We start from the raw sequence: 15,500 nt of genomic DNA, 5'->3' as shown, positions 1-15,500 counted from the left end.
CTCAGTTCCCTCCCTGATCGTCGAGCAGGCTGTGCTCGAGCCGTGGTGCCATCGCCATCATCGAACGACCCCACTGCTGTTCCAGGAACCGTTCGATCGCAGCGCCAACCCGGTAGACCCGGTCGTCGGCCATCGGCGGGGCCATCACCTGCAGCCCGACCGGCAACCCGTCCTCGGGCGCGAGTCCGATCGGGAACGAACCCGACGCGTTGCCGGCCAGGTTCGACGGAATCGTGCACAGGTCGGCCTTGTACATCGCCAGCGGATCGTCGATCCGCTCACCGATCTTGAAGGCGGTGGTCGGCGTCGACGGCGAGATCAGCACGTCGCAGGCCTCGAAGGCAGCCTCGAAGTCACGCACGATCAGGGTGCGCACCTTCTGCGCCGAGCCGTAGTAGGCGTCGTAATAGCCACTCGACAGTGCATAGGTGCCCAGCATGATGCGGCGCTTCACCTCGGCACCGAACCCGGCGCCGCGGCTGGCCCGCATCACGTCCTCGGTGGAGTTCTCGCCGTCGTCGCCGACACGCAGGCCGTAGCGCATCGCGTCGAAGCGAGCCAGGTTCGAACTGACCTCGGCCGGCATGATCAGGTAGTAGGCGGCCATGGCGTGGACGAAGTGGGGGCAGCTCACCTCGACGATCTCGGCACCGGCCTCACGCAACAACGCGACCGCCTCGGTGAAGCGCTGCTCGACGCCGGGGGCATAGCCCTCACCGCCCAGTTCGGTGACAACGCCGATCCGCATCCCGGCGACGTCGCCGTGGCGGGCGGCCGCCACCACGTCGGGCAGCGGCTGGTCGATCGAGGTGGAGTCGCGCGGGTCGTGGCCGCCGATGACCTCGTGCAGCAGGGCGGCGTCCTCGACGGTGCGGGCGCACGGCCCGGCCTGGTCGAGGCTGGAGGCCATGGCGATGATGCCGTAGCGCGAGACCCCGCCGTAGGTGGGCTTGACACCGACGGTGCCGGTGACCGAGGCGGGTTGACGGATCGACCCACCGGTGTCGGTGCCGATCGCCAGGGGTGCCATGAAGGCGGCGACCGACGAGGACGACCCACCGCCGGAGCCGCCGGGAACACGGTCGAGGTCCCACGGATTGCGGCTGGTGCCATAGGCCGAGGTCTCGGTGGACGAGCCCATCGCGAACTCGTCGAGGTTCGTCTTGCCCAGGATGACCAGGTCGGCCGCGACCAGGCGCTCGACCACGGTGGAGTCGTAGGGGGGCATCCACCCCTCGAGGATCCTCGACCCGGCGGTGGTGGGCAGCCCGGCGTAGCAGAGCAGATCCTTGACCGCGATCGGCACGCCGGCCAACGGCCCGAGCTTCTCACCGCCGGCTCGCCGGGCATCGATCGAGCGGGCGGTGGCCAGGGCTCGCTCGGCGTCGACGGCCAGGTAGGAGTTGACGTGGGGGTTCAGGGCCTCGATCTGGTCGAGGTGGGTCCGGGTGATCTGCTCACAGCTCCAGGTGCCGGCCTCCATGGCCGCCACCAGTCCAGCGGCGGACGAGGTGAGGATGTCGTGGGCCTGGCTCATCTCAGTCCTCCCCGAGGATCCGCGGCACCCGGAACCTGTCGTCCTCGCTGGCCGGGGCGTTGGCCAGCACCGCCTCGACCGGCAGCGACTCGCGCACCTCGTCGGCACGGAAGACGTTGGTCAGGGGTAGGGCGTGCGAGGTGGGGGGCACATCGGCGCGCGCGACCTCGGAGACACTGGCGACGGAGTCGAGGATGACCTCGAGCTGGGGAGCGAAGTGCTCCAGTTCCTCGGTGGTGAGGTCGATGCGCGCCAGGGCGGCGAGCCGCGCGACCTCCTCCACTGAGAGGGTCGTCGGGGACTGGGCCACGGCGTGTTCTCCTCGTACTGGCGGGCGGACGCGTCCCATCCTAGGGGGTGTCATCGCGGCTGGAGTTGGGCTGGGGCTGCGGCTGCGAGACACTGGGCACGTGCTGATGCTGCGTGTGCAACTCCCGGACCGACCCGGCTCACTGGGTGCGGTCGCCACCGCCATGGGCACCCAGGGTGCCGACATCTCGGCGATCGAGATCGTGGAACGGGGCGTGGGGTTCGCGATCAACGACTTCATGCTCAGCATGCCGCCCGGCTCATTGCCCGACAGCCTGGTCAGCGCCTGCAACTCCGTCGAGGGGGTGCGGGTGCTGTGGCTGTCGCGCTACCCCGCGAGCTGGGGGGTCGAGAGTGACATCGACACCATCGACCGGATGGCCAACAGCCCCGAACGGGCCCTGGAGGTGCTGATCGAGTCGGCGCCGCGGGTGTTCCACTGCCAGTGGGCGCTGTGCGTCGACGAGAACGGTGACCAGCGGGCGCGCACCGACCTGGCCCCCGACGTCGATGTACAGACGATCGCGGCGCTGGGCGGCCACGACGAGGTGGGTGCCCACGACCTGCCCGAAGGGTGGTTGCCCGGTTGGGGAGACACGTCGGTGGCGGTGATGCCGGTCAGGGGCGAGGGTTTCGTCGCCCTGGGACGATCGGGTGGCCCGGCCTTCCTCGCCTCGGAGCTTCGGCGGTTGCAGCACCTGGTCTCACTGGCGCACTGACCGACTGACGCCGACGATGTGGCGGCTCAGCCGCCCTGGAGCATGTCGTAGAAGTAGTAGCCCAGGCCGACCAGCGCGGCCAGCGCCAGCACGAAGGCGATGCTCACCCAGATCCTCATCCGCTTCTTGGCGGCGGTGGTGGGCACACCGCGGGGCCCCCACTCCCCCACCTTCGGCTGCACCCGCGGCGGAGCGTCACCGTTGAGGTTGAGGTTGGAGAACATGCGCACGGGCCCACTGTAGCCGTCCGCAGGACTGCTCAGCCCAGTCGCTCCTCGACGAGGTCGGCGGCCTCACGCAGCGCACGCAACGCGGCGGTGACCGGGCCGGACGACCACCCGGCCAGCCCACAACTCGGGGTGAGCGCACCGCCACTGACCAGCACCGGCAACGGGTGCCCCAGTCGCTCGGCCACCGCCAGCCAGCGTTCGGCCAGATGGTCCGGCCGCGGCACCTGGTCGATCCGCGAGGCGTCGAGCACCCCCCACCAGACCCCACGGTCCTCGTCCACCCAGGCGGCGAGGGCATCGAGGTCGGCAGTGGACAGTTGGCCGACGTCGAGCGCGACGGTGCTGATCCCCGCCCGGCGCACCACCTCGAGGTCGAGGCCCGGAGCGCAGCAGTGCACGGCCACCGACTCGACATCGTCGTCCACGCGCCGGGCCAGGGTGGCCAGGGCGTCGGACAGTTCGGCAGCGGCGACGCTGCGGTGCCTGGAGAAGCCGGACGCAGTCGAGATCCTGCCCTGCTGCACCGCAGGCAGGGCGGGCTCGTCGACCTGCAGCACCCAGGTGACATCGGGCACCCTGCGACGCAACTCAGTGACCAAGCTGTGGGCGCCCTCGGCGAGCGCGGCGGCCAGGTCTCGTCGGGCGCCATGATCGGCCAGCACACGATCGCCGCGTGGTCGTTCGACCGAAGCCGTCAGCGTCCAAGGACCAGCCAGCGACAGCTTCATGGTGCCGGTGAAGCCCTGCACGGCCTCCTCCCAGTCGTCCAGGTCTCGGCGCAGCAGGCCCGTGGCGCGTTGGTGGTCGATGCCGTCGTGGTCGGTGAGTCGCCACCCGGCGGGCTGCAGGTCGAATCCGAGTCCCTCGATGACGGCCAGAGTTCGACCGATCATCTGGGCCGTGGCACCTCGTGCGGGCAGCTCGGGAAGGGGTGCGAGCTCGGGCAGGTGGGTGAGCATGTGCCGCACGGCGGGGGCGAAGTCCTCCCCGGGCAGTGACCCGAGAGCGGTGACCAGCATCAGCTGCTCCTGGTGGAACGGGCGCTCGAGATGGTGGCGCTGCCGACCACACGGTCGCCGTCGTGGACGACGCAGGCCTGTCCGGGGGCGATGCCGGCGGCTGGTTCGTCGAGCTCGACCAGCAAGCGCTCGTCGTCGAGTTCGACCCAGGCGGGCATGGCCTCGCCGTGGGCCCTGACCTGCGCCGTTCCGCGCCATCGTCCGCGGTGGTCGGTCGACAGCCGGGTGGTGCGGATGCCCTCGATCCGGTCGACCGCGAGGCGATCGCGCGAGCCAACCGTGACCCGGTTGTGCACCGGCTCGATCTGCAGCACGTAGCGGGGTTCACCGTCGGCGCTGGGCACCCCGAGGTGGAGACCTCGCCGTTGGCCGATGGTGAACTGGTGGTGACCGGTGTGCTGGCCGACCACCTCGCCGCGCTCGTCGACCACGTCACCGGGTCGGGTGCCAAGGTGACGGGTCAGGTAACCCGCAGTGTCGCCGTCGGGGATGAAGCAGATGTCGTGCGAATCGGGCTTCTTGGCCACGCCCAGGCCGAGGGCGGCGGCCTCCTCGCGCACCTGGCTCTTGAGCGAGTCGCCCAACGGGAACAGGGCGTGTTCGAGCTGGGCTGTGGTGAGCACGCCGAGCACGTACGACTGGTCCTTGGCGGGGTCGGCGGCCCGGTGCAGTTCCCAGCCCTGCGGGCCTTTCACCCGCCGTGCGTAGTGGCCAGTGGCGACCGCGTCGAAGCCGAGGGCTCGTCCTCGGTCGAGGACGGCGGCGAACTTGATCGCCTCGTTGCAGCGCAGGCAGGGGTTCGGGGTGCGGCCGGCCGCGTACTCGGCGAGGAAGTCGTCGACGACGTCGCGGCGGAAGTCCTCCGACAGGTCCCACACGTAGAACGGGATGCCGAGCCGGTCGGCGACCCGGCGGGCGTCGTGGGAGTCCTCGAGCGAGCAGCAGCCGCGTGCCCCGCTGCGGTAGGACTGGGGGTTCTTCGACAGGGCCAGGTGCACCCCGCTCACCTCGTGGCCGTCGGCCACCAGGCGTGCCGCGGTGACGGCGGAGTCGACCCCGCCCGACATCGCTGCCAGCACCCTCATTCGTTCCACCCACCTCGTCCTGTTCGGCGACCACCCAGACTAGCCCGGGCCTGCCCGACGGCCGCAGGCAGCACCGTGGCGAGGGGGTCGAGGTCGACTGAGGACGAACTGTGTCCGAGCGAGAAGCGCACCGTCGAGATCGCTCGCTCATGTCCACCACCGCAGGCCAGCACCACCTCGCTCGGCTGGTGGACGCCTGCCCGACAGGCAGAGCCGACCGAGGCATCGATCCCCTCACGGTCGAGCAGCAGCAACAGGTCGTCGGCCCGGATCCCGTCGAAGGTGGCCGAGACGATGCCCGGATGCGCGAGTTCGCCATCACCGGCACCGTTGAGCGAGGCGCCCTCGATCTCGAGCACGATGCGCCGAAGCCTTGCGCCCAGAGTCCGGACGCGGGACAACTCCTCGTCCCGGTTGGCGGTGAGCTCGGCGACCGCCGCGGCCATCGCCGCCGCGAGCGCCGCCGACTGGGTGCCGGAGCGCACGTCACGCTCCTGTCGTCCCCCCAGACCGATCGGGTCGAGCGGGGCGTCACGACGGGCCAGCAGCACGCCGACACCAACCGGTGCCCCGACCTTGTGACCCGACAGGCTGACCAGGTCGGCGGGCGAGGCGGCGAAGTCGACCCCGGGCCAGAGCAGGGCCTGCACCGCGTCGGTGTGGAAGCGTGCCCCGACTCGGTGGGCCGACTGGGCTGCCAGGTCGGTCGGCTGCAGGGTGCCGACCTCGTTGTTGACCGTCTGCACACTCACCAGCCCTACGGTGTCGTCGAGCGCTCCGGTCAGCGCGTCGAGGTCGAGGCGGGCGGTCTCGTCCGCCCCGACCACTTCCGTGGACCGCCAGAGCGCGCGTGCGCCCAGCACCGCCGGGTGCTCCACGGCGCTGACCACGAGACGTTCCCGGCCGCTGGCGCGCACGCCGCCCACCACCGCCAGGCTGTCGGCTTCCGACCCCCCTGAGGTGAACAGCACCTCGGTGGGATGTGCACCGAGGTCGTCGGCCAACTGCTCACGGGCGTCCTCGAGCACGCGGCGGGCCGCCCGCGCCGAACCGTGCAGAGCGCTGGGATTGCCGACGGCCTCGGTCGCCTCGAGCCAGGCACTCCTGGCAACGGGACGAAGCGGCGAGTTCGCCGCGTGGTCGAGGTAGCTGCGCCCGTGTACTCGTCCCGGCTCGGGAGCCGAGGGGCTCATCGTCCTCGGAACTCGGCGCGGCCCGGGCCCTGCTCGAGGAAGCTGGCCATGCCCTCGCGCCGGTCGTCGGTGCTGAACAGGGCCGTGAAGCCGGTGGCCTCGACCAGGAGGCCGTTGTCGATGTCGGTCTCGAGCCCGGTGTCGATCGCTTCCTTGGCCCAGCTCAGGGCCCAGCTCGGTGCCTGCGCGAACTGCTCGGCCCACTCGAAGGCTCGTCCCAGCAACTCCCCCGGCTCGACCACCTCGTCGGCCAGACCCAGGCGCATCGCCTCGTCGGCGTCGACCTGGCGACCGGTGTAGATCATGTCCTTGGCTGCAGCCGGTCCGATCAGGCGCGGCAGCCGCTGCGTGCCGCCGATGCCCGGCATGATTCCCAGCTTGATCTCGGGCTGACCGAAGACGGCTGCCTCCGAGACGATGCGACGGTCCGCGCACAACGCCAACTCACACCCCCCACCCAGGGCGTAGCCGTTCACCGCTGCCACCACCGGCTTGGGGATCTTGGCCACCGCGGTGAAGCAGGCCTGCATCACGTGCACCCGCTCGGCCATCTGAGCCATCGACATCTGGGCCATCTCGGCGATGTCGACACCGGCCGCGAACGCGCGGCCCTGGCCGGTGATCACCACGGCCTTGATCTGGGGGTCGTGGCTGAGCTGGGTGGCCACCTCACCCACGCGATCCTGCATGTCCATGGTCAGGGCGTTGACCGGTGGGCGGCTCAGGGTGAGCAGCGCCACGTGGTCACGGACTTGCAGCGACACGCCGCGTTCGGCGGAGTGGTCAGTGGTCATGGTGAAAAGCTACCGCAGCAACGAACAGCGCTGGTGGCGGCTGGGTCGAGAACGTCGCAGCGAGTACCATGCGACGTGGCGCTCGTCGCCAGTCGACCAGAGAGAGCACATGATCAAGCCGTCCCCCATCGTCCTTCCCCCCGGCCCCCAGGACACGTCGGTACTCGGCGCGACCCTGACCAACAGCGGTTGCCGCTTCGGGCTGTGGGCACCCCGTGCGTCGCGTGTGGAGTTGGCCCTGGTCAACGCCGACCGCAGCCAGACCAACCACGACATGACCCTGTCAGACGGGGTCTGGACGGTCGAGGTGCCCGGCGTCGCGGCCGGGCAGCGCTACGGCTACCGGGTGCACGGCGAGTGGAATCCCAACAAGGGCATGCGCTTCAATCCGGCCAAGCTGCTGCTCGACCCCTACGCCCGGGCGATCACCGCGGGCGTCGACTACGCGGGCCCGATCTCCGACCACACCGCGGAGTCGAACTACCAGCCCGACACCCGCGACTCGGCGATGTCGGTGCCGCTGTCGGTGGTGGTGGCCAACACCCCGCCCCCACGCCCGATCGCGCGGCGTCGTCCGCTGTCGGAGTCGGTGATCTACGAGACCCACCTCAAGGGCATCACCCAGACCCATCCGCAGGTGCCCGAGCACCTGCGTGGCACCTATGCCGGCATGGCCTACCCGGCGGTGATCGACCACCTGCTCGACATCGGCATCAACACCGTGGAGTTCCTGCCGTTGCACCACTTCGTCAGCGAGCCGTTCGTGGTCGGCCGCGGGCTGGTCAACTACTGGGGCTACAACACGTTGGGGTTCTTCGCGCCGCATGCCGCCTACAGTTCCTCGGGCAGCCTGGGCGGCCAGGTCGGCGAGTTCAAGGAGATGGTCTCGGCACTGCACGACGCCGGTATCGAGGTGATCCTCGACGTGGTCTACAACCACACCGGTGAGGGCGGCCACGAGGGTCCCACGCTGTCGTTCCGGGGCATCGACCACGGCTTGTACTACCGGCTAACCCAGGACCTGCACAACGACTACAACGTCACCGGCACCGGCAACTCGCTCGACACCTCCCACGAGGGGGTGCTCGACATGGTGCTGGACTCGATGCGCTACTGGGTCACCGAGATGGGCGTCGACGGTTTCCGCTTCGACCTCGCCACCACGCTGGTACGCGACGGCGAGCACCACGTCGACCAGAACCACCCGTTCAAGCGCGCGATCGCCGACGACCCGGTGCTGGCCGACATCAAGATGATCGCCGAGCCGTGGGACATCGGCCCCTACGGTTACCAGGTGGGCGCCTGGGGCCCGGGCTGGAGCGAGTGGAACGACAAGTTCCGCGACTTCGCCCGCGACTACTGGCGCGGCGCCACCCACGGAGTGCAGGTGCTGGCCACCAGGCTGGCCGGCTCGCCCGACCTGTTCGACCAGCACGGACGAGACGCCACCGCCAGCGTCAACTTCATCACGGCCCACGACGGCTTCACGATGCGTGACCTGGTCACCTACGACATGAAGCACAACCAGGCCAACGGTGAGCACAACCGCGACGGCCACGACCACAACCGCTCGTGGAACCACGGCTGGGAGGGCGAGACCGACGACGAGGAGATCGTCGAACTGCGCCACCGCCAGGTCAAGAACATGATGGCGACCCAGTTGCTGGCCTCGGGGGTGCCGATGATCACCGCAGGCGACGAGATGGGACGAACCCAGCGCGGCAACAACAACGCCTACTGCCAGGACTCCCCGCTGTCGTGGGTGCACTGGGAGACCATCGAGGAGTGGGGCGACGTCGCCGACCTGACCCGCCAGGTGTTGGCCCTGCGGGCCGAGCACCCGGTGCTGCGCCGGGCCGAGTTCGGCCGCCACGCCGTGGTGCTGGATGAAGCGGGCGAGCCCACGGGCCGCTTCGACCTGGCCTGGCTCGACGGTGACACCGGCGAGATGGGTGACGAGGACTGGACCGACCAGTCGCGCACGGTGCTGGGCATGTACCTGTCCGACCAGGACGAGGCCTTCGTGGTCTGGTTCCACAATGGACCCGACGACCGCGTGATCACGCTGCCCCCCGAGCCCTGGGGCGTGGGCTACCGCGTGCTGGTCTCGACCGTCGCCGAGCAGCCCGAGCAGCAGCTCCTGCCCGGCGACAGGTACACCCTGACCTCACGCAGCCTGGTGGTCATGGGCGTCGACCTCGTCGCGGACGACCAGCCGCTGCAGTTCAGCGCGTCGGACGACGCACGGCTGGACGACGCCGAGATGGACTGAGCCACGCCCCGGGCCACGCAGCCCACTGACACATCGCCGCAATCTCGCTAGGTTGGAGCCGTGAGCACCCGCACCCCTCGCGCCGCCAAGCCTGCGCCTGAAGCTATCGTCCGCAACCAGCACCCGGCCAGCATCCGAAGGATTCCGGTCACCAACGTCGAACCGGTCGTCGAGGCCGGCGCCTACCCCGCGAAGGCCGTTGTCGGCGAGGAGTTCCCGATCTCGGCCAATGTGTTTCGTGAGGGCCACGACGCGGTGGCCGCCTCGGTGATCCTGACTGCTCCCGACGGTACCGCCCGCCGCATCGACATGGCCCAGGTCGAGCCGTTGGGTCTGGACATCTTCGAGGTCTGGGTGCGGCCCGACGTCGAGGGTGACTGGACCTTCCGGGTCGAGGGCTGGAGCGACCCGTGGCACACCTGGTTGCACCACGCCGAGGCCAAGTTGCCGCTCGAGATGGACGTCCCGTTGCTGTGCCTGGAGGCCCAGCAGTTGTTCGAGCGGGCCTCGGCCATCGCCTCCGAGCAGGGTGACACCACCGCGTCGACCGTGCTGCGCAGCGTTGGTGCCACCATGCTGCCCGAGCGTCCCAGCGAGGAACTGCTCGAATCGGTCGGCACCACCGCGATCCGCCGGGCCATGGCTGCCTACGGACCTCGCGAGCTGGTCTCGCCGACGCGTGAGTTCCCACTGCGGGTCGAGCGTCGCCGTGCCCTGTTCTCCAGCTGGTACGAGTTCTTCCCCCGCTCACAGGGGGCCCACCAGGCCGCCGACGGCAGCTGGGTGTCGGGCACCTTCGCCAGCTCCTACGAGCGGCTCGAGGCGGCCGCAGCGATGGGCTTCGACATCGTCTACCTGCCTCCGGTGCACCCGATCGGCACACAGTTCCGCAAGGGCCGCAACAACACCCTCACCCCCGGGCCGGACGACCCCGGGTCGCCGTGGGCGATCGGTTCGTCCGAGGGTGGCCACGACACCATCCATCCCGACCTGGGCACCATGGCCGACTTCGAGGCCTTCGTCGCCAAGGCGCGCGAGCTGGGTCTGGAGGTGGCCATGGACTTCGCCCTGCAGGCCTCCCCCGACCATCCGTGGGTGACCGAGCACCCGCAGTGGTTCTCGACCCGGGCCGACGGAACCATCGCCTACGCCGAGAACCCACCCAAGAAGTACCAGGACATCTACCCGATCAACTTCGACAACGACCCCGAAGGCATCTACGCCGAGTGCAAGCGGCTGCTCAAGCTGTGGATCTCGAAGGGGGTCACCGTCTTCCGGGTCGACAACCCGCACACCAAACCGGTCGACTTCTGGGCCTGGCTGCTGGGCGAGATCCACGCCGAGCACCCCGAGGTGATCTTCCTGGCCGAGGCGTTCACCCGGCCGGCGATGATGCACGCCCTGGGCAAGGTGGGCTACCAGCAGTCCTACACCTACTTCACCTGGCGCACCGAGCGGACCGAGATCGAGGAGTACCTCACCGAACTCTCCACCGAGACCGCCCCGTTCTACCGCCCCAGCTTCTGGGTGAACACCCCCGACATCAACCCCTTCCACCTGCAGTCCGGCAACCCGGCCGCGTTCTCGACGCGGGCCGTGCTGGCGGCCACGCTGTCGCCCTCATGGGGGGTGTACTCCGGCTTCGAGCTGTGTGAGCACCTGCCGGTGGCCCCGGGCCGCGAGGAGTACCTCGACTCGGAGAAGTACGAGTACCGTCCTCGCGACTGGGAGGCCCAGCCCAACCTGTCGATGCTGCTGGGTCGGCTCAACGAGATCCGTCGGGCGAATCCCGCCCTGCAGCAGCTGCGGCGCATCCACTTCCACCACACGTCCAACGACGACATGGTCGCCTACTCCAAGCGGGATGGGTCCAATGTGGTACTGGTGGTGTGCTCCCTGGCTCCCGAACGAGGCGTGGAGGGCGAGGTGCACCTCGACCTCGAGGCGCTGGGCGCCGGCCCTGGCGACGTGATCAACGTCACCGACCAGCTCACGGGTGCCAGCTACCACTGGGGCGGCAGCAACTTCGTCCGGTTGAGCCTCGACAACCCCTCGCACATCTTCCTGGTCCGCCCCCTGTGACCGCCGAGATGCCTGGGAGCCCCCAGTCGCCGGTCGGTGACGAGCAGGTGACCGAGTCGGGTGACGTCGGCCTGTGGGCCGCGTTCGACGATGCGCGCTGGTTCGGCGGCAAGGGTCGCGACGGACGATGTGTCTCGGTCACCCCGCTCGACTGGTACGGGCCTGGCCCGGGGGACGCTTCGGTCGCGGTGCGCAGCGAGGTCGCCACCATCGCCTACCCCGACGGCGGCGTCGAGGACTACCAGCTGCTGGTGAGCTATCGCCACGAGGTGCTGCCCGAGGCCGAGCTGGCACAGGGTGCCGAGGTCGAGGGGGCCGGTCGTGCGCACGACGCGCTGCGTGACCCTGAGGCCCTCGCCCTCTACGTGACGGCCATCGCCCGCCAGGCCGAGACGCCCAGCTGGTCGGCGGTCGTGCGGCAGTCGGATGCCCTTCAGGGGGCGGTGCGCGTGTTCGGCGGTGAGCAGTCCAACACCTCGCTGATGGTGGGCACCTCGTCGATGGTGAAGCTGTTCCGCAAGCTCGAGCACGGCCACAACCTCGACATCGCCGTCCACGACGCCCTCGGACGATCCGGGGTCAGCGTCGCTGCCGCCCTGCACGGCTGGGTCGAGGGTCGGGTCGCACCCGGGGATCGTCCGGCCTTCCGCACCGACCTGGCCATGGTCGTCGAACAGTTGCGTGAGGCAGCCGACGGCTGGGACCTGGCCACCGCCTCGGCCCACGACGGAACCGACTTCACCGACCAGGCCCGGGCGCTTGGACGATCGCTGGCCTCGGTGCACCAGGCGCTTGCCGACACCTTCCCGGCCGGCCGGGTCGACGGCCGCGTCGTCGCCGACACCATGGAACGCCGGCTGGAGGCGGCGACCAAGGTGGCACCCGTGCTCGCCGAGCACGCGCCCGCACTGCGCCAGTTGTTCGACGGCCTGCGCGGCATGCCGCTCAACGTGCAGCAGATCCATGGCGACTTCCACCTCGGCCAGACGCTGTCGACGCCGCACGGCTGGCGCATCATCGACTTCGAGGGTGAGCCGATGAAGACCCTGTCCGAGCGTGCCGAGCCGGACTCGAAGTGGCGTGACGTCGCCGGCATGGTGCGCTCGTTCAGCTACGCCACCTCTGGCGCGGACGACCCGTCCTCCCCCGCGGCGCGGGCCTGGGGTGAGGCGACCACCGAGGCCTTCCTGGCCGGGTACTCCTCGTCCATCACGGCCGCCCAGCGAGCCGCGCTCGACGCCTACACCGCCGACAAGGCGATCTACGAAGTTGTCTACGAGACACGCAACCGCCCCAGCTGGGTGCACATCCCGATGCGTGCGATCGTCGCGCTGACCGAAAGGAACTGACCATGGCACACGATTTCTTCGGTGGGCTCACCGGCTGGGACTTCGAGGGATGGCACCAAGGGGGCGACACCGAGTGCTGGAAGCGCCTGGGTGCCCACGTCATCGACGTCGCCGACGACGAGCGCGGCACGGTGACCGGCACACGGTTCTCGGTGTGGGCGCCCAACGCTCGCCGGGTCTGGGTGCTGGGCGACTTCAACGGCTGGCACGGCGACGAGATGCGCCTGATCCCCGGATCGGGCATCTGGGGCATCTTCATCGAGGGACTGGGCACCAACACCCTGTACAAGTTCCGCATCGAGGGCCCTGACGGTGTGTGGCGCGAGAAGGCCGACCCGATGGCGCAGTTCTGCGAGGCCGCTCCCTCGACCGCCTCGATCGTCTACCAGTCGCAGTACCTGTGGGACGACCAGGAGTGGATGGACCGGCGCGCCAAGGCGCAGGCCCACGCCGAGCCGATGAGCATCTACGAGGTGCACCTCAACAGCTGGCGCAAGGGACGCACCTACCTGCAGCTGGCCGAGGAACTGGTGGAGTACGTGAAGTGGCAGGGCTACACGCACGTGGAGTTCATGCCGATCGCCGAGCACCCGTTCGAGGGCTCCTGGGGCTACCAGGTCACCGGATACTTCGCACCGACCAGCCGGATGGGTCGCCCCGACGAGTTCCGCCACCTGGTCGACCGACTGCACCAGGCCGGCATCGGCGTCCTGCTCGACTGGGTGCCCGGGCACTTCCCCAAGGACGAGTTCGCGCTCGGCCGCTTCGACGGCACCGCGCTCTACGAGCATGCCGACCCCCGCCAGGGCGAACACATGGACTGGGGCACCTACATCTTCAACTACGGCCGCAACGAGGTGAAGAGCTTCCTGGTCTCGAACGCGCTGTACTGGGTCAACGAGTTCCACATCGACGGACTGCGGGTCGACGCGGTGGCCTCGATGCTCTACCTGGACTACTCCCGCGAGGCCGACCAGTGGGTGCCCAACGAGTTCGGTGGACGCGAGAACCTCGAGGCGATCGACTTCCTGCGCTACGTCAACACCCACCTCTACGAACGGGCGCCGGGTGTGCTGATGATCGCCGAGGAGTCCACCAGCTTCCCCGGGGTCACCCGGCGGGTCGACCACGGTGGCCTGGGCTTCGGGTTCAAGTGGAACATGGGGTGGATGAACGACTCGCTGCGCTACCTGCAGCGTGACCCGGTGCACCGCCAGTACGACCACCACCTGATGACCTTCGCCATGGTCTACGCGTACTCCGAGAACTTCCTGCTGCCGATCAGCCACGACGAGGTGGTCCACGGCAAGGGCTCGATGCTGGGCAAGATCCCCCAGGACGACTGGCGCAAGTTCGCCACGCTCAGGGCTTTCTACTCCTACATGTGGAGCTTCCCGGGCAAGCAGTTGCTGTTCATGGGCCAGGAGTTCGCCCAGCGCGCCGAGTTCTCCGAGGAGCGCGGCCTGGACTGGTGGACTGCGGACATGTGGGGCCACCGCGGAGTCAAGGAACTGCTGCGTGACCTGAACCACATCTACCGCGCCGAGCCTGCGCTGTGGGAACTCGACAACGACCCCGCCGGCTTCCAGTGGATCAACGCTGACGACAGCGGCGCCAACGTGTTCAGCTGGCTGCGCCGTGACAGCTCGGGCAGTGTGCTGGCCTGCATCACCAACTACTCCCCCGAGCCGCACACCGCCTACCACATCGGCTTGCCCAAGTCCGGGGTGTGGCGCGAGATCCTGAACACCGACTCCCCCGTCTACGACGGCACCGGCAACTACGGCAACCTGGGCCAGGTCGTGGCACGGGGAGTGCCCGGCGACCACGGTGCCATGGCTGGCGCGACGGTCTGCCTGCCGCCCCTGGGCGCAGTCTGGCTGAAGTGGGACGCAGAGTTGACCGCGGCCGACAGCACCGGCGACTACGGGATCTGAGCACTCCGAGCGACAGGCCCGATCAGAACAGTGCGGTCGACAGCGCCCGGCGTGCCCTGAGCACCGCCGGGTCGCTGTTGCCCACCACGGCGAACAGTTCGAGCAACCGGACGCGGGCTCGCTCGCGCTCGTCCCCGTCGTTCTCACGCACCACGGTGAGCAGGCGCTCGAAGGCGCCGTCGAGGTCGCCCTGGACGAGCAGTTGGTCGGCGGCAGCCAGTTCGGCACCCACCGGGTCGTCCCCGTCGGTCGCCTCCCCCTGGGCACGCATCATCAGTGCGACCTGGGCCCGTCCGGCCTGCACCTGGGCATCCCGGGGGGTCTGGGCGAGCAGCGCGTCGTACTCGGCCAGGGCTGCGGCGAGGTCGCCGCGCTCCAGGGCCTCGTCTGCCTTGGCGAACCGGGGATCGGCCACTGGCTCCTGTTCGCCGGTGGGGCCACCGGCCACCGGCTCGGCCCGGCCGACGATGCCACTGGCCGCCGACACCTGGACGACCTGGTCGAGGGCTGCCTTGATCTGCTCACGGGGCTGGGTGCCCTGGAACAGCGGCGCCAACTGCCCGCCGATGACCGCCACCACGGTCGGCACCGCCTGCACCTGCAGGGCCTGGGCGATCCGTGGGTCGGTGTCGACGTTCACCCTGGCCAGCAACCACTGGCCGGCAGCGGCATTGGTGAGCTGGACGAGGTCGGCACTGAGCTGCTCGGCGCCCTGGGCGCGCGGCGACCACAGCTCCAGCACCACGGGATGACGCAGTGACAGCTGCATGGTCTGGTCGAAACTGGCCTCGGTGACCTGGATGACCCACGACGAACCCGCTGCGGCAGGTGCATCAGGCCCACCGCCGGTCGCCGGTTCGGCACCTGCGGCCTGGGTGAGGCCGGACAGGTCCATCGCGCCGGGGCGGGAGAACTGGGCGTTGGCGGTGGTGTTGTCCGGGCTGGTTGCTCCGGGCACGGGGGCGTCGGTCATG

General features: G+C 69.5%; 13 protein-coding genes. 5 read left to right on the top strand and 8 right to left on the bottom strand.

Features of this window, described 5'->3' with window-relative positions:
• Position 1: 1 nt before the first annotated feature.
• Together gatA and gatC are read right to left on the bottom strand one after the other, a co-directional pair.
• Positions 2 to 1,537 carry an Asp-tRNA(Asn)/Glu-tRNA(Gln) amidotransferase subunit GatA gene (gatA, locus tag IE660_RS00495; protein ID WP_203566372.1) on the bottom strand — a complete coding sequence of 512 codons (1,536 nt, stop codon included), beginning with the start codon at positions 1,535 to 1,537 and terminating at the stop codon, positions 2 to 4.
• Position 1,538: 1 nt separating this feature from the next.
• The gene (gatC, locus tag IE660_RS00490) at positions 1,539 to 1,847 is read right to left on the bottom strand and encodes an Asp-tRNA(Asn)/Glu-tRNA(Gln) amidotransferase subunit GatC (RefSeq protein WP_328701775.1); all 309 of its coding nucleotides are present in this window, start codon (positions 1,845 to 1,847) and stop codon (positions 1,539 to 1,541) included.
• 106 nt (positions 1,848 to 1,953) lie between these two features.
• Between gatC and IE660_RS00485 the strand changes: the two genes are divergently transcribed.
• Entirely contained in the window at positions 1,954 to 2,565 is a 612-nt protein-coding gene (locus IE660_RS00485; RefSeq protein WP_203566931.1) for an ACT domain-containing protein, read from the top strand.
• A 26-nt stretch (positions 2,566 to 2,591) separates the two neighbouring features.
• On the opposite strand, the gene IE660_RS00480 is transcribed toward IE660_RS00485, so the two are convergent.
• The 5 genes from IE660_RS00480 to IE660_RS00460 are packed head-to-tail and all read right to left on the bottom strand — an operon-like array spanning position 2,592 to position 6,886.
• Positions 2,592 to 2,789: a hypothetical protein gene (locus IE660_RS00480; protein WP_207730882.1), complete on the bottom strand. Its 198-nt coding sequence runs from the start codon at positions 2,787 to 2,789 to the stop codon at positions 2,592 to 2,594.
• Positions 2,790 to 2,824: 35 nt separating this feature from the next.
• Positions 2,825 to 3,814 (bottom strand): uroporphyrinogen decarboxylase/cobalamine-independent methonine synthase family protein, encoded by a 990-nt coding sequence (locus tag IE660_RS00475; RefSeq protein WP_203566369.1) that lies wholly within the window; start codon positions 3,812 to 3,814, stop codon positions 2,825 to 2,827.
• Positions 3,814 to 4,899, bottom strand: coding sequence for a tRNA 2-thiouridine(34) synthase MnmA (gene mnmA / locus IE660_RS00470; RefSeq protein ID WP_203566930.1), 1,086 nt, complete (start codon positions 4,897 to 4,899; stop codon positions 3,814 to 3,816). Before mnmA ends, IE660_RS00475 begins: the two co-directional genes overlap by 1 nt.
• Positions 4,896 to 6,092, bottom strand: a complete 1,197-nt coding sequence (locus IE660_RS00465; protein ID WP_203566368.1) for a cysteine desulfurase family protein — start codon at positions 6,090 to 6,092, stop codon at positions 4,896 to 4,898. Before IE660_RS00465 ends, mnmA begins: the two co-directional genes overlap by 4 nt.
• Positions 6,089 to 6,886 carry an enoyl-CoA hydratase/isomerase family protein gene (locus tag IE660_RS00460; protein WP_203566367.1) on the bottom strand — a complete coding sequence of 266 codons (798 nt, stop codon included), beginning with the start codon at positions 6,884 to 6,886 and terminating at the stop codon, positions 6,089 to 6,091. The genes IE660_RS00465 and IE660_RS00460 overlap by 4 nt, the downstream gene beginning before the upstream one ends.
• A 109-nt stretch (positions 6,887 to 6,995) precedes the next feature.
• Here IE660_RS00460 and glgX point away from each other — a divergent pair, with 109 nt between their 5' ends.
• The 4 genes from glgX to glgB all read left to right on the top strand — a co-directional run bounded on the left by glgX (position 6,996) and on the right by glgB (position 14,526).
• On the top strand, positions 6,996 to 9,158 hold the full coding sequence (gene glgX, locus IE660_RS00455; RefSeq protein WP_203566366.1) for a glycogen debranching protein GlgX: 2,163 nt from the start codon (positions 6,996 to 6,998) through the stop codon (positions 9,156 to 9,158).
• Between the two features lie 105 nt (positions 9,159 to 9,263).
• Entirely contained in the window at positions 9,264 to 11,240 is a 1,977-nt protein-coding gene (locus IE660_RS00450; RefSeq protein WP_328701822.1) for an alpha-1,4-glucan--maltose-1-phosphate maltosyltransferase, read from the top strand.
• Between the two features lie 8 nt (positions 11,241 to 11,248).
• Positions 11,249 to 12,589: a maltokinase N-terminal cap-like domain-containing protein gene (locus IE660_RS00445; RefSeq protein ID WP_203566364.1), complete on the top strand. Its 1,341-nt coding sequence runs from the start codon at positions 11,249 to 11,251 to the stop codon at positions 12,587 to 12,589.
• 2 nt (positions 12,590 to 12,591) lie between these two features.
• Positions 12,592 to 14,526 carry a 1,4-alpha-glucan branching protein GlgB gene (gene glgB / locus IE660_RS00440; protein WP_203566363.1) on the top strand — a complete coding sequence of 645 codons (1,935 nt, stop codon included), beginning with the start codon at positions 12,592 to 12,594 and terminating at the stop codon, positions 14,524 to 14,526.
• Between the two features lie 22 nt (positions 14,527 to 14,548).
• Here glgB and IE660_RS00435 read toward each other — a convergent pair whose 3' ends face one another.
• Positions 14,549 to 15,499: a tetratricopeptide repeat protein gene (locus IE660_RS00435; protein WP_203566362.1), complete on the bottom strand. Its 951-nt coding sequence runs from the start codon at positions 15,497 to 15,499 to the stop codon at positions 14,549 to 14,551.
• Position 15,500 lies beyond the last annotated feature (1 nt).

The sequence above is a fragment of the Aestuariimicrobium ganziense genome, assembly GCF_015352975.1.
In the GTDB taxonomy this organism is placed as follows: Bacteria; Actinomycetota; Actinomycetes; order Propionibacteriales; family Propionibacteriaceae; genus Aestuariimicrobium; species Aestuariimicrobium ganziense.
Note: the sequence above shows the minus strand (reverse complement) of the source record. Positions and strands in the feature narration are given on the sequence as shown.

Excerpts from the sequence above, each read along its gene's own strand:
- gatA (WP_203566372.1), bottom strand. The coding sequence starts at position 1,537 with ATGAGCCAGGCCCACGACATCCTCACCTCGTCCGCCGCTGGACTGGTG.
- IE660_RS00445 (WP_203566364.1), top strand. The coding sequence starts at position 11,249 with ATGCCTGGGAGCCCCCAGTCGCCGGTCGGTGACGAGCAGGTGACCGAG.
- IE660_RS00435 (WP_203566362.1), bottom strand. The coding sequence starts at position 15,499 with ATGACCGACGCCCCCGTGCCCGGAGCAACCAGCCCGGACAACACCACC.
- IE660_RS00465 (WP_203566368.1), bottom strand. The coding sequence starts at position 6,092 with ATGAGCCCCTCGGCTCCCGAGCCGGGACGAGTACACGGGCGCAGCTAC.
- IE660_RS00485 (WP_203566931.1), top strand. The coding sequence starts at position 1,954 with ATGCTGCGTGTGCAACTCCCGGACCGACCCGGCTCACTGGGTGCGGTC.
- IE660_RS00480 (WP_207730882.1), bottom strand. The coding sequence starts at position 2,789 with ATGTTCTCCAACCTCAACCTCAACGGTGACGCTCCGCCGCGGGTGCAG.
- IE660_RS00475 (WP_203566369.1), bottom strand. The coding sequence starts at position 3,814 with ATGCTGGTCACCGCTCTCGGGTCACTGCCCGGGGAGGACTTCGCCCCC.
- IE660_RS00460 (WP_203566367.1), bottom strand. The coding sequence starts at position 6,886 with ATGACCACTGACCACTCCGCCGAACGCGGCGTGTCGCTGCAAGTCCGT.
- mnmA (WP_203566930.1), bottom strand. The coding sequence starts at position 4,899 with ATGAGGGTGCTGGCAGCGATGTCGGGCGGGGTCGACTCCGCCGTCACC.
- glgB (WP_203566363.1), top strand. The coding sequence starts at position 12,592 with ATGGCACACGATTTCTTCGGTGGGCTCACCGGCTGGGACTTCGAGGGA.
- glgX (WP_203566366.1), top strand. The coding sequence starts at position 6,996 with ATGATCAAGCCGTCCCCCATCGTCCTTCCCCCCGGCCCCCAGGACACG.